This window comes from Enterobacter cloacae complex sp. P6RS, assembly GCF_014982245.1.
In the GTDB taxonomy this organism is placed as follows: Bacteria; Pseudomonadota; Gammaproteobacteria; order Enterobacterales; family Enterobacteriaceae; genus Enterobacter; species Enterobacter bugandensis.
Genome location: NZ_JADCLB010000002.1, coordinates 1 through 12,866, shown reverse-complemented (window position 1 = coordinate 12,866; position 12,866 = coordinate 1). Strand labels below are relative to the sequence as shown.

Below are 12,866 nucleotides of genomic sequence, written 5' to 3'. Positions count from 1 at the left end.
TCCCTTTATAAAGCCACGTAAAACCCCCGTCGTCAATTGCTGCGAAAACGGTTCAGCAAACGAATAAATGCGGGCAATTTACGAAATTTAATTCGCATTGCGTCAGATAAGAGATGCTTATGGAAATGTGACGGCGATCATGCGATTTGTTGCCCTCTCCACGTGGGAGAGGGGACTATTCGGTGCGGTTTTAATGCCAGCAGAAGTGATGCACAACCTGGGTAATCAGCTCGCGGGTGGGCTTGATGAAGCGGGTTTCAAGATATTCATCCGGCTGGTGGGCCTGATTAATGGAGCCAGGGCCGAGGACCAGCGTCGGGCAAAGCGTTTGAATAAACGGCGCTTCGGTGCAGTAGTTCACCACGTCGGTTTTCTCGCCGAGCAGTTTTTCCACCACCTGAACCAGCTGGTGGTCTGGCGGGCATTCGTAGCCCGGGATTGGCGGATGCAGTTCGGAGACCGTCAGGCGTCCCGGCCAGCGCTCGCTCACCGGGGCCAGCGCTTCATTCAGCAGGCCATCCAGATCGCTCAGCGTCATGCCCGGCAGCGGACGTATATCCATATGCAGTTCGCAGCAGGCGCAGATGCGGTTGGACGCATCGCCGCCGTGCAGGCTACCGAGGTTCAGCGTCGGATACGGCACGGTGAATGCCTCGTAGTGATACCGCTCTTTCAGGTCGTCGCGCAGGGTCATAATGCGGCCAATGGCGTCGTGCATCAGCTCAATGGCGTTCACGCCGCGCGCCGGATCGCTGGAGTGACCGGACTGGCCCAGCACGCGCACCGCGGTAGAAATATGGCCTTTGTGCGCACGAATCGGCTGCAGAGAGGTCGGTTCACCGATGATCGCGCAGTCCGGACGAATCGACGTGTTTTCAGAGAAATAACGTGCGCCCGCCATGCTGGTCTCTTCATCGGCGGTTGCCAGAATGTAGAGCGGTTTTTTCAGCTTCGTCACGTCCACGTCACGCAGCGCGTCGAGGATAAAGGCGAAGAAGCCTTTCATGTCGGCGGTGCCCAGACCGTAGAGCTTGTTGTCATGCTCGGTCAGGGTGAACGGATCGCGCGTCCAGCGGCCATCGTCAAACGGTACGGTGTCGGTATGGCCGGCCAGCAGCAGACCGCCCGCGCCGGTTCCGGTGCTGGCGAGCAGGTTAAATTTGTGGCGTGTTCCGGGGACGGGCTGAACCTCAACGTTAAACCCAAGATCGCTAAACCAACCCGCCAGCAGATTGATTAAAGACTCATTACTCTGATCCAGCGCTTCTTCGGTCGCACTGATGGACGGTGTGGCAATCAGGGCGCGGTAGATCTCGATAAATGGCGGTAAGTTCATTTTCATTGTTGACACACCTTAGGTCGTGATAGTATCAATATTCATGCAATAAATGTGAATAAAAATACATTAACGTTGAGCATAAAGGAACCCGATGTTGAATACGCTGATTGTAGGCGCTAGCGGTTATGCGGGCGCAGAGCTTGTAAGCTACGTAAATCGCCACCCTCATATGACCATAACCGCTTTGACCGTGTCAGCGCAAAGCAATGATGCAGGAAAGTTAATTTCCGATTTGCATCCGCAGCTTAAGGGCATGGTCGATCTGCCGCTGCAGCCGATGTCTGACATCAGCGAGTTTACCGACGGCGTCGACGTGGTGTTTTTAGCCACCGCGCACGAGGTCAGCCACGACCTGGCGCCGCAGTTCCTGGCGGCCGGCTGCGTGGTCTTCGACCTCTCCGGCGCGTTCCGCGTTAACGACGGCGCGTTCTACGAAAAATATTACGGCTTCACTCATCAGCATCCGGATCTGCTTGAAAAAGCGGTGTACGGCCTGGCGGAGTGGAGTGCGGATAAACTGAAAGAAGCGAACCTGATTGCCGTGCCTGGCTGCTACCCGACGGCGGCGCAACTCTCCCTGAAGCCGCTGATCGACGCCGGTCTGCTGGATCTGAGCCAGTGGCCGGTGATCAACGCCACCAGCGGCGTGAGCGGTGCGGGGCGCAAGGCCGCTATCTCCAACAGCTTCTGCGAAGTGAGCCTTCAGCCGTATGGCGTGTTTAATCACCGCCATCATCCTGAAATCACCACCCATCTGGGCGCGGAGGTGATTTTTACCCCGCACCTGGGTAGCTTCCCGCGCGGGATCCTCGAAACCATCACCTGTCGCCTGAAGTCGGGCGTGACGAAAGAGCAGGTGAGCGAGGCCTTCTCGCAGGCGTATGCGGATAAGCCGCTGGTGCGTCTGTACGACAAAGGCGTGCCGGCGCTCAAAAACGTGGTTGGCCTGCCGTTCTGCGATATCGGCTTTGCCGTACAGGGCGAGCATCTGATTGTGGTCGCCGCAGAAGATAACTTACTCAAAGGCGCTGCCGCACAGGCAATGCAGTGTGCAAATATTCGTTTCGGCTTCCCTGAAACGCAGGCTCTTATTTAAGGTGTGATGATGAACCCATTAATTATCAAACTCGGTGGTGTACTGCTGGACAGCGAAGAAGCGCTGGCGCGCCTGTTTACCGCGCTGGTGAACTATCGCGAATCGCACCAGCGTCCGCTGGTGATTGTGCACGGCGGCGGCTGCGTGGTGGATGAGCTGATGAAAGGGCTGAATTTGCCGGTGAAAAAGAAAAATGGCCTGCGCGTCACGCCTGCTGACCAGATTGACATCATTACCGGCGCGCTGGCGGGCACGGCGAACAAAACGCTGCTGGCATGGGCGAAGAAACACCATATTGCGTCCGTTGGCCTCTACCTGGGCGACGGTGACAGCGTAAAAGTGACCCAGCTCGACGAAGCGCTCGGCCATGTTGGACTGGCGCAGCCGGGTTCGCCTAAGCTGATTAACACCCTGCTGGAAGGCGGTTTCCTGCCGGTGGTGAGCTCTATCGGCGTGACCGAAGAGGGCGAGCTGATGAACGTTAACGCTGACCAGGCGGCAACCGCATTGGCGGCCACGCTGGGCGCAGACCTGATCCTGCTCTCCGACGTGAGCGGCATTCTCGACGGTAAAGGCCAGCGCATAGCGGAAATGACCGCCGCCAAAGCCGAGCAGCTGATCGCTCAGGGCATTATTACCGACGGCATGATCGTCAAAGTGAACGCTGCGCTGGATGCGGCGCGCACGCTGGGCCGCCCGGTGGATATCGCCTCCTGGCGTCACGCGGAGCAGCTCCCGGCGCTGTTTAACGGCACGCCGATTGGCACGCGTATTTTAGCGTAAGTTTTTTATTGAATGACCGTAGGCCGGGGTAAGCGAAGCGCACCCGGCGGAACTAACGAATAAAGGAACGATGTTATGGCACTTTGGGGTGGGCGTTTTACACAGGCAGCGGATCAGCGGTTCAAACAGTTCAACGACTCTTTGCGCTTCGACTACCGCCTGGCCGAACAGGATATTGTCGGCTCTGTGGCCTGGTCCAAAGCGCTGGTGACCGTTGGCGTACTGACCGCAGACGAACAGCAGCAGCTGGAAGAGGCGCTGAACAACCTGCTGGAAGAGGTGCGTCTGGATCCGCAGCAAATCCTGCAGAGCGATGCCGAAGATATTCACAGCTGGGTGGAAGGCAAGCTGATCGACAAAGTCGGCCAGCTGGGTAAAAAGCTGCACACCGGCCGTAGCCGTAACGACCAGGTCGCCACCGACCTTAAGCTGTGGTGTAAAGAGACCGTTGGCGAACTGCTGGCGGCCAACCGTCAGCTTCAAAGTGCGCTGGTAGAGACCGCGCAGAACAATCAGGACGCGGTGATGCCGGGTTATACCCACCTGCAGCGCGCGCAGCCGGTGACCTTTGCGCACTGGTGTCTGGCCTACGTTGAGATGCTGGCGCGTGACGAAAGCCGTCTGCAGGATACCCTGAAGCGTCTGGACGTCAGCCCGCTGGGCAGCGGTGCGCTGGCCGGTACGGCGTATGAAATCGACCGCGAGCAGCTGGCAGGATGGCTGGGCTTTGCTTCCGCCACCCGCAACAGCCTGGACAGCGTCTCTGACCGCGACCACGTGCTGGAGCTGCTCTCCAATGCCTCTATCGGGATGGTGCACCTGTCGCGCTTTGCTGAAGATCTGATCTTCTTTAACTCCGGCGAAGCGGGCTTCGTTGAGCTGTCCGATCGCGTGACGTCAGGCTCATCCCTGATGCCGCAGAAGAAAAACCCGGACGCGCTGGAGCTGATCCGCGGGAAATGTGGCCGCGTGCAGGGCGCGTTGACCGGCATGATGATGACCCTGAAAGGGCTGCCGCTGGCGTATAACAAAGATATGCAGGAAGACAAGGAAGGGCTGTTCGACGCGCTCGACACCTGGCTTGACTGCCTGCACATGGGCGCGCTGGTGCTGGACGGCATTCAGGTGAAACGTCCGCGCTGCCAGGAAGCGGCGCAGCAGGGCTATGCCAACTCTACCGAACTGGCGGACTACCTTGTCGCGAAGGGCGTACCGTTCCGTGAAGCGCACCATATTGTGGGCGAAGCGGTGGTGGAAGCGATTCGTCAGGGTAAAGCCCTTGAAGAGCTGGCGCTTGCCGACCTGCAAAAATTCAGCGCGGCGATCGGGGAGGATGTATATCCGATTCTGGCGCTGCAGTCCTGCCTGGATAAACGTGCGGCGAAAGGCGGCGTGTCGCCGAAGCAGGTGGCGCAGGCGATTGCGGATGCGAAAAACCGCCTGATTTGAACCGTGCGGGCTGGTGCCCTCACCCCGGCCCTCTCCCACCGGGAGAGGGAGAAAAACGGAGCCTGGCTTGGTGCCGGGCTTTTTTATGCAAAAAAAAAAGCGGACCACGGGGTCCGCAAAAGTTCACGTTGGCTTTAGTTGTTCGAGTTTTGAGAGAAACTCGCTGACGGTGCGGGGACGTCAAGGGTCAAACACGGCCGCCTCGTCTATGTGGTGTATTATTCAACAGAATGCTTGATAGGGATAATCGTTCATTGCTATGCTATCTATCGCCATGAACTATCGTGGCGACGGAGGATGAATAATGAATATTCGTGATCTTGAATACCTGGTAGCGTTAGCCGAGCATCGTCACTTTCGCCGCGCGGCAGATTCCTGCCACGTCAGCCAGCCGACGCTGAGCGGGCAGATCCGCAAGCTGGAAGACGAGCTGGGCGTGATGCTGCTGGAGCGCACCAGCCGTAAGGTGCTGTTCACCCAGGCCGGTCTTCTGCTGGTGGATCAGGCGCGCACCGTGCTGCGCGAGGTCAAAGTGCTCAAGGAAATGGCAAGCCAGCAGGGAGAGGCCATGTCCGGCCCGCTGCATATTGGCCTGATCCCAACCGTTGGCCCGTACCTGTTACCGCACATCATTCCAATGCTGCACCAGACGTTCCCGAAACTCGAAATGTACCTGCACGAAGCGCAAACCCATCAGCTGCTGGCGCAGCTGGACAGCGGCAAGCTCGACTGCGCCATTCTGGCGTTGGTAAAAGAGAGCGAAGCGTTTATTGAAGTACCGCTGTTCGATGAGCCGATGATGCTGGCGATCTATGAAGATCACCCGTGGGCGAACCGCGATCGCGTGCCGATGGCCGATCTGGCCGGTGAAAAGCTGCTGATGCTGGAAGACGGTCACTGCCTGCGCGATCAGGCGATGGGCTTCTGCTTCGAAGCGGGCGCTGACGAAGATACCCACTTCCGCGCAACCAGTCTGGAAACGCTGCGTAATATGGTGGCGGCGGGAAGCGGTATTACGTTGCTGCCTGCGCTGGCCGTACCGCGCGAGCGTAAGCGTGATGGCGTGGTGTACCTGCCGTGCATTAAGCCGGAGCCGCGTCGCACCATTGGCCTGGTGTATCGCCCAGGGTCACCGCTGCGCAGCCGCTATGAGCAGCTGGCAGAGGCCATCCGCGGTGCGATGGATGGCCATTTCGACAGCGCGTTAAAACAGGCGGTTTAAGCCGTTCAGCGCGGCTACCCGATAGGCTTCTGCCATGGTCGGGTAGTTAAAGGTGGTGTTAACGAAGTACTCAATGGTGTTACCACCACCTTTCTGCTCCATGATTGCCTGGCCGATATGAATGATTTCCGCCGCGCGTTCACCAAAGCAGTGAATCCCGAGGATCTCTTTCGTCTCGCGATGGAACAGAATTTTCAGCGTACCTACGCTCATCCCCACGATCTGCGCCCGCGCCAGATGTTTAAACTGCGCACGACCTACCTCGTAAGGCACCTTCATTGACGTCAGCTGCTGCTCGGTTTTTCCCACGGAACTGATTTCCGGAATGGTGTAGATCCCCGTCGGGATATCTTCGATCAGATGCGCCGTCGCTTCGCCTTTCACCAGCGCCTGAGCGGCAATGCGGCCCTGATCGTAAGCGGCGGAGGCCAGGCTCGGGTAGCCAATTACGTCGCCCACCGCGTATACGTGCGGCAGCGCGGTCTGATACATGCTGTTGACCTTCAGCTGACCGCGGCTGTCTGTTTCAAGCCCGATATTTTCCAGCCGCAGTGAATCGGTATTGCCGGTACGGCCGTTGGCGTACAGCAGGCAGTCGGCTTTCAGCTTCTTACCGGACTTCAGGTGCATGATCACACCGTCATCGCAGCCTTCTATTTTCTCGTACTCTTCGTTGTGACGAATCACCACGCCGCTGTTCCAGAAGTGGTAGGAGAGGGAGTCTGACATTTCCTGATCGAGGAACGCCAGCAGGCGATCGCGGGTGTTAATCAGGTCAACTTTGACATCCATTCCGCGGAAGATCGACGCGTATTCGCAGCCGATGACCCCTGCGCCATAGATAATGACGTGGCGGGGTTCATGGTGCAGACTCAGAATGGAGTCGCTGTCGTAGACGCGTGGGTGTGAGAAGTCGACGTCGGCCGGATGGTAAGGGCGTGAACCGCAGGCAATAACAAATTTTTCAGCGGTGATCGTCTCAATCGAACCGTCGTGGCATTCGAGTGCCAGGGTGTGTTCATCCACAAAATGCGCGTTGCCCTGCAGGATTTCGCAATGGTTACGCTCATAAAAGCCCTGACGCATGCGCGTCTGCTGGTTAATGACGGTATCCGCGTGATTCAGGATGTCGGCAAAGGAGGAACGAAGAAGTCGGGAGTGGTCGCTGTAAAGAGGGTTCTGGTTAAATTCGATAATGCGGCTAACGGCGTGGCGGAGGGCTTTCGATGGTATGGTGCCCCAGTGGGTGCAACCGCCGCCGACATTATGGTAGCGCTCGATGACCGCTACTCTGGCTCCCTGTTTCACCAGACCCATAGCAGCACCTTCGCCGCCGGGGCCGGAACCAATAACTATTGCGTCGTAATCGTAGGAATGTGGCATGGCAAGGCTTACCTGTTCTTATACATAAAAGCAACAGAATCATAACATCATTGCCAGGGTAACCCAATTATCGTTGTGCTTTTTTCCGGCAGTGGAGCACAAACCGCACGTAAACAATCATTCACAAAGCTGAGCAAACAGATTAATTTTATTCTCTGGTATAGTGCCATCAGGCCTTTGGAAGGATTCAACTATCGTGATGGGCGTAAGAGCACAACAAAAAGAGAAAACCCGGCGTTCGCTGGTGGAAGCCGCATTCAGTCAACTGAGTGCTGAGCGGAGTTTTGCCAGTTTGAGCCTGCGCGAAGTCGCACGCGAGGCCGGGATTGCGCCAACGTCCTTCTATCGTCACTTCCGTGATGTGGATGAACTGGGCCTGACCATGGTCGACGAGAGCGGTTTGATGCTGCGCCAGCTGATGCGCCAGGCGCGTCAGCGTATCGCCAAAGGTGGCAGCGTGATCCGCACCTCCGTGTCGACGTTTATGGAATTTATCGGCAATAACCCCAACGCGTTTCGTCTGCTTCTGCGCGAACGTTCGGGCACATCGGCAGCGTTTCGTGCCGCCGTCGCGCGGGAAATTCAGCACTTCATCGCGGAACTTGCCGACTATCTTGAACTCGAAAACCATATGCCGCGTGCCTTTACTGAAGCACAGGCCGAGGCGATGGTGACGATTGTGTTCAGCGCGGGTGCCGAAGCGCTGGACGTCAGCATTGAACAACGCAAGCAGCTTGAAGAGCGACTGGTATTGCAGCTCAGGATGATCTCCAAAGGCGCGTACTACTGGTATCGCCGTGAACAAGAGAAACTGGCACATCAAACCGAAGAGTGAAGGTGAGTAATGAAACAGTCAGGTCAGGATAAAGGGACGCTGTTGCTGGCATTGATCGCTGGCTTATCCATTAATGGCACGTTTGCCGCTATTTTTAGCTCCATCGTGCCATTTTCGATTTTCCCGCTTATTGCGCTGGTGCTGACGGTCTACTGCCTGCATCAGCGTTACCTGAACCGTACGATGCCGGTTGGGTTACCGGGGCTGGCCGCTGCCTGTTTTATTCTGGGCGTATTGCTGTATAGCACCGTGGTGCGCGCGGAGTATCCGGATATCGGCTCTAACTTCTTCCCTGCGGTACTGTCCGTGGCGCTGGTGTTCTGGATTGGCTCGCGCATGCGTAGCCGCAAGAGCCAACTGCCAGAGTAATGAGGTCTGAGTAGGGCAGGTAAGCGAAGCGCCACCTGCCGAAAACGCCGACTAGTTACTTCGCCGTGAGCAGTACACCGCACTCCATATGGTGTGTATACGGGAACTGATCGAACAGCGCCAGACGTTCAACCTTGTGCGTCTGGCTTAATGTTTCCAGATTCTTGCACAGCGTCTCCGGGTTACAGGAGATGTACAAAATACGCGGGTACGCCTGCACCATCTTCTCGGTTTCGCTGTCCAGGCCGCTACGCGGCGGGTCGACAAAAATCGTCTCACACTGATAGCTCTTCAAATCGATCCCTTCCAGGCGGTTAAACTGGCGTACACCGTTCATGGCCTGGGTGAACTCTTCTGCCGCCATGCGAATGATCTGCACGTTATCGATATGGTTAGCGGCGATGTTGTACTGCGCGGCCGCTACCGACGGCTTGGCGATTTCCGTTGCCAGCACGCGTTCGAAGTTACGCGCCAGCGCCAGCGAGAAGTTGCCGTTACCGCAGTACAGCTCAAGCAGATCGCCCTTAGACCCTTCCGTCGCCTTCAGCGCCCACTCCAGCATCTGCACGTTCATCGCGGCATTCGGCTGGGTGAAGCTGTTCTCCACCTGACGGTAAACCATCTCTTTACCCGCCACCGGCAGACGCTCGTCGACGTAATCCTGATCCAGCATAATTTTGGTTTTGGTCGCGCGGCCAATCAGGTGCACGTTGATGTTCTGCGCACGCAGCGCATCGCGCAGGGCTTCGGCCTGCTCGCGCCATTCGTCGGTCAGCGCTTTGTGGTACAGCAGAGAGACAATCGCCTGATTGCTTTGCGTGGTCAGATAGTCAATCTGGAACAGCTTGTTGCGCAGCACCGGATTGTTGCGCACGCCTTCAATGATCAGCGTCATCAGCTGGTTGATAAGCTCGCTCGCTGCCGGGAAGCTGTCCACGCGAATGCGCGATTTGGTCTGCTGATCGAAAATGATGTGGTACAGGTCGTCGCCGTCATGCCAGATGCGGAACTCGGCGCGCATGCGGTAGTGGCTGACAGGGGAGCGGAACACCTCGGGAACGGGCGCGTTGAAAGGCGTCATCATACTTTGCAGGCGGACAACTTTCTCGGCCAGCTGCGCGTCGTACTGTTCTGTCGGGAGGTGTTCTGGGGTCATGATGCGTCCTGAGTGATAAAGAATTACGCGGGGATTGTAGGGATTGTTCAGGGGATGTCCAGATTTAATGGCCAATAGCTGTCTGGACATCTATACGTGTCTAATTGTAGCATTCTGTTTCCGGTCTCCTGAGAGTGAAAAGGGAATCCAGTGAAAATCTGGAGCTGACGCGCAGCGGTAAAGACTGGCGGGATGAGAGCTGTAGACACTGTGAAAATGGGAAGTCTTCATCCGTATAACGCCACCTAGCCCGAAGACCTGCCGGGATCACGTCGCATTTGGTTTCATCATCGCGTGCTATAGATGAGGCCTGCGGCATCCTTCTTATATTGTGGATGCTTTAACAATGATTAAAAAAGTATCGCTGTTGACGGCGCTGTCCGTCACGGCATTTTCGGGCTGGGCGCAGGATAGCGCTGACTCGTTGGTGGTGACGGCAAATCGTTTTGAACAACCTGAAAAAACTATTCTGGCAGCAACGTCGGTGGTTACGCGTGCCGATATTGACCGCTGGCAGTCAACCTCGGTGCTGGACGTTATGCGTCGCCTGCCCGGCGTGGACACGGCGCAAAATGGCGGGATGGGGCAACTCTCTTCTCTCTTTATCCGTGGCACCAACTCCAGCCACGTCCTGATTCTCGTTGACGGCATCCGCCTTAACCAGGCGGGCGTCACGGGGTCGTCCGATCTCAGCCAGTTCCCGATCTCCCTGGTGCAGCGTATCGAATATGTGCGTGGACCGCGTTCGGCGGTATACGGCTCGGATGCGATTGGCGGTGTAGTCAACATTATTACTACCCGCGCGAAGGACGGTACGACGCTGAATGCCGGCGTAGGGTCGCACGGTTATCAGAATTATGGCGGCAGTACCCAGCAAACGCTGGGCGACAGCACGCGCGTCACGCTGGCGGGGGATTACACCTATACCAAAGGTTTCGATGTGGTTGCGGACGGCAACAATGGTGGCCTTGCCCAGACCGATCGCGACGGCTTTATGAATAAAACGCTCTACGGTGCGGTGGATCACGCATTCTCAGACCAGTGGAGCGGATTTGTTCGCGGCTTTGGCTACAGCAACCGTACGGCCTATGACGGTTATTACAGCTCATTTACTCCTGACGTACTGGTCGATACCCGCCAGCTCTATAGCCAGACCTGGGACGCAGGATTACGCTTCAACGAGGATATATTCCATTCACAGCTGCTCACCAGCTATAGCCACAGCAAAGACTATAACTACGACCCTAATTTGGGCCGTTACGATTCGACGGCCACGCTGGATGAAATCAAACAGTACAACGTTCAGTGGATCAATTCCGTTGATGTGGGGCACGGGAACATTGGTGCGGGCGTTGACTGGCAGAAGCAGAGCACCGAGCCGGGTACAAACTACGTGACCAACGGCTACGACCTGCGTAACACCGGCGTCTACCTGACCGGGCTGCAGCAGCTGGGCGATTTCACTCTGGAAGGGGCGGTTCGCAGCGATGACAACTCTCAGTTTGGTCGCCATGGCACCTGGCAAAGCAGTGCAGCGTGGGAGTTCGTGGACGGTTACCGCTTCATTGCTTCTTATGGTACGGCCTATAAGGCCCCGAATCTGGGTCAACTCTATGGCTTCTATGGCAATGACCATCTTGATCCTGAAGAGAGCAAGCAGTGGGAAGGGGCGTTTGAAGGCCTGACGGCAGGCGTGAGCTGGCGCGTGTCCGGCTATCGTAATGACGTTGATAATCTCATCGACTTCAATAATAACCTTCAGGAATATTACAACGTCGGTAAAGCACGCATTAAGGGTGTGGAAGCGACGGCGTCGTTTGATACAGGTCCGTTGACGCATACCGTTGGCTACGACTATGTGGATGCCCGAAATGCGGCGACCAACGAACTTCTGGACCGGCGTGCTAAGCAGCAGGTGAAATATCAGCTCGATACGCAGATCTATGATTTCGACTGGAGCCTGACGTATCATTATCTCGGCACGCGTTACGACACTGATTTTGGTTCTTATCCGTCAGAAAAAGTGAAAATGGACGGTGTGAGCCTGTGGGATGTCGCAGTTTCATATCCGGTCACCTCACACCTCACAGTTCGTGGTAAAATAGCCAACCTGTTCGATAAAGATTACGAGACAGTTTATGGCTACCAAACTGCAGGACGGGAATATACCTTGTCTGGCAGCTACACCTTCTAATCCGCGCCCTACCGTGCTGGTGTTTGATTCCGGCGTTGGTGGGCTTTCGGTCTACGATGAGATTCGGCATCTCCTGCCGGATCTCCATTACATCTACGCCTTCGATAACGTCGCTTTTCCGTATGGGGAAAAGAGTGAGGACTTTATCGTTGAGCGCGTGGTTGAAATCGTCACCGCGGTACAAAAGCGCTATCCCCTTGCGCTGGCGGTCATTGCCTGTAATACGGCGAGCACCGTTTCTCTTCCCGCCCTGCGTGAAAAATTCCAGTTCCCGGTTGTGGGCGTTGTTCCTGCCATAAAGCCTGCCGCGCGCCTGACGGCGAACGGTATCGTGGGCTTGCTGGCTACGCGTGGCACGGTGAAGCGTCCTTATACCCGCGAGCTGATCGACCGTTTTGCTAACGAATGCCAGATTGCAATGCTTGGCTCCGCAGAGCTGGTGGAGATGGCGGAAGCGAAACTGCACGGCGAGACGGTATCGCTCGAAGAGCTGCGTCGTATTCTTCGTCCGTGGCTGCGGATGCCCGAACCACCGGATACGGTTGTGCTGGGCTGCACCCACTTCCCTCTCTTGCAGGAAGAGCTATTAGAAGTGCTTCCGGAGGGGACGCGGCTGGTGGATTCTGGTGCGGCGATCGCCCGTCGTACGGCCTGGCTGCTGGAGCATGAAGCGCCGGATGCGAAATCTACCGATGCAAATATCGCATTTTGCATGGCTATCACGAAAGAGACTGAGCAACTTTTACCCGTTTTACGCCGTTATGGCTTTGAAACGCTCGAAAAACTGGCGCTGTAGCACGGTTTTGAGCAAAAAAGAGACGGTTGAAAGTTTTTTTTAAAAGAGGGGTTGTCAACGTCTGAGAACTCCCTATAATGCGCCTCCACTGACACGGAACAACGGCTTACAGGCCGCCGGGTTAGCGGGGTTCAGAGATGAACGCCAACAGAGAAAAGTGAAAATAACGGGTTGACTCTGAAAGAGGAAAGCGTAATATACGCCACCTCGCAACGGTGAGCGAAAGCCGCGTTGCACTGCTCTT

Annotated in this window: 11 protein-coding genes and 1 riboswitch; of the genes, 8 read left to right on the top strand and 3 right to left on the bottom strand. The window is 56.4% G+C overall.

Annotated features, from left to right (window positions below; translation table 11 throughout):
* Positions 1-190 precede the first annotated feature (190 nt).
* Complete coding sequence (gene argE / locus INF73_RS00555; protein WP_028014830.1) at positions 191-1,342, bottom strand: acetylornithine deacetylase; 1,152 nt, start codon at positions 1,340-1,342, stop codon at positions 191-193.
* 88 nt (positions 1,343-1,430) lie between these two features.
* Between argE and argC the strand changes: the two genes are divergently transcribed.
* From argC to oxyR, 4 genes are all read left to right on the top strand, one after another.
* On the top strand, positions 1,431-2,435 hold the full coding sequence (gene argC, locus INF73_RS00550; protein WP_028014829.1) for an N-acetyl-gamma-glutamyl-phosphate reductase: 1,005 nt from the start codon (positions 1,431-1,433) through the stop codon (positions 2,433-2,435).
* A gap of 6 nt (positions 2,436-2,441) precedes the next feature.
* Positions 2,442-3,218 (top strand): acetylglutamate kinase, encoded by a 777-nt coding sequence (gene argB / locus INF73_RS00545; protein ID WP_193066488.1) that lies wholly within the window; start codon positions 2,442-2,444, stop codon positions 3,216-3,218.
* 75 nt (positions 3,219-3,293) lie between these two features.
* Positions 3,294-4,667: an argininosuccinate lyase gene (gene argH / locus INF73_RS00540; RefSeq protein WP_047366806.1), complete on the top strand. Its 1,374-nt coding sequence runs from the start codon at positions 3,294-3,296 to the stop codon at positions 4,665-4,667.
* A 304-nt stretch (positions 4,668-4,971) separates the two neighbouring features.
* Complete coding sequence (oxyR, locus tag INF73_RS00535; protein WP_025758848.1) at positions 4,972-5,889, top strand: DNA-binding transcriptional regulator OxyR; 918 nt, start codon at positions 4,972-4,974, stop codon at positions 5,887-5,889.
* Here the strand turns inward: oxyR and sthA are convergent.
* Positions 5,872-7,272 (bottom strand): Si-specific NAD(P)(+) transhydrogenase, encoded by a 1,401-nt coding sequence (gene sthA / locus INF73_RS00530; RefSeq protein WP_045260262.1) that lies wholly within the window; start codon positions 7,270-7,272, stop codon positions 5,872-5,874. The genes oxyR and sthA overlap by 18 nt on opposite strands.
* A 196-nt stretch (positions 7,273-7,468) precedes the next feature.
* Here sthA and fabR point away from each other — a divergent pair, with 196 nt between their 5' ends.
* The gene (gene fabR / locus INF73_RS00525) at positions 7,469-8,107 is read left to right on the top strand and encodes an HTH-type transcriptional repressor FabR (protein ID WP_008501784.1); all 639 of its coding nucleotides are present in this window, start codon (positions 7,469-7,471) and stop codon (positions 8,105-8,107) included.
* 9 nt (positions 8,108-8,116) lie between these two features.
* Positions 8,117-8,476, top strand: a complete 360-nt coding sequence (locus tag INF73_RS00520) for a YijD family membrane protein (RefSeq protein ID WP_008501783.1) — start codon at positions 8,117-8,119, stop codon at positions 8,474-8,476.
* Between the two features lie 55 nt (positions 8,477-8,531).
* On the opposite strand, the gene trmA is transcribed toward INF73_RS00520, so the two are convergent.
* A complete protein-coding gene (trmA, locus tag INF73_RS00515) occupies positions 8,532-9,632 on the bottom strand; it encodes a tRNA (uridine(54)-C5)-methyltransferase TrmA (protein WP_045260263.1) in 1,101 nt (366 codons plus the stop codon).
* 104 nt (positions 9,633-9,736) lie between these two features.
* A riboswitch (cobalamin riboswitch) is annotated at positions 9,737-9,913 on the top strand.
* Positions 9,914-9,978: 65 nt separating this feature from the next.
* Between trmA and btuB the strand changes: the two genes are divergently transcribed.
* Together btuB and murI are read left to right on the top strand one after the other, a co-directional pair.
* Positions 9,979-11,826 carry a TonB-dependent vitamin B12 receptor BtuB gene (gene btuB, locus INF73_RS00510; protein ID WP_193542590.1) on the top strand — a complete coding sequence of 616 codons (1,848 nt, stop codon included), beginning with the start codon at positions 9,979-9,981 and terminating at the stop codon, positions 11,824-11,826.
* A complete protein-coding gene (murI, locus tag INF73_RS00505) occupies positions 11,771-12,622 on the top strand; it encodes a glutamate racemase (protein ID WP_059357419.1) in 852 nt (283 codons plus the stop codon). The genes btuB and murI overlap by 56 nt, the downstream gene beginning before the upstream one ends.
* Positions 12,623-12,866 lie beyond the last annotated feature (244 nt).

Bases quoted from the DNA above. Each gene is read 5' to 3' on its own strand.
- argE (WP_028014830.1), bottom strand. From the start codon at position 1,342: ATGAAAATGAACTTACCGCCATTTATCGAGATCTACCGCGCCCTGATT.
- argC (WP_028014829.1), top strand. From the start codon at position 1,431: ATGTTGAATACGCTGATTGTAGGCGCTAGCGGTTATGCGGGCGCAGAG.
- argB (WP_193066488.1), top strand. From the start codon at position 2,442: ATGATGAACCCATTAATTATCAAACTCGGTGGTGTACTGCTGGACAGC.
- argH (WP_047366806.1), top strand. From the start codon at position 3,294: ATGGCACTTTGGGGTGGGCGTTTTACACAGGCAGCGGATCAGCGGTTC.
- oxyR (WP_025758848.1), top strand. From the start codon at position 4,972: ATGAATATTCGTGATCTTGAATACCTGGTAGCGTTAGCCGAGCATCGT.
- sthA (WP_045260262.1), bottom strand. From the start codon at position 7,272: ATGCCACATTCCTACGATTACGACGCAATAGTTATTGGTTCCGGCCCC.
- INF73_RS00520 (WP_008501783.1), top strand. From the start codon at position 8,117: ATGAAACAGTCAGGTCAGGATAAAGGGACGCTGTTGCTGGCATTGATC.
- trmA (WP_045260263.1), bottom strand. From the start codon at position 9,632: ATGACCCCAGAACACCTCCCGACAGAACAGTACGACGCGCAGCTGGCC.
- btuB (WP_193542590.1), top strand. From the start codon at position 9,979: ATGATTAAAAAAGTATCGCTGTTGACGGCGCTGTCCGTCACGGCATTT.
- murI (WP_059357419.1), top strand. From the start codon at position 11,771: ATGGCTACCAAACTGCAGGACGGGAATATACCTTGTCTGGCAGCTACA.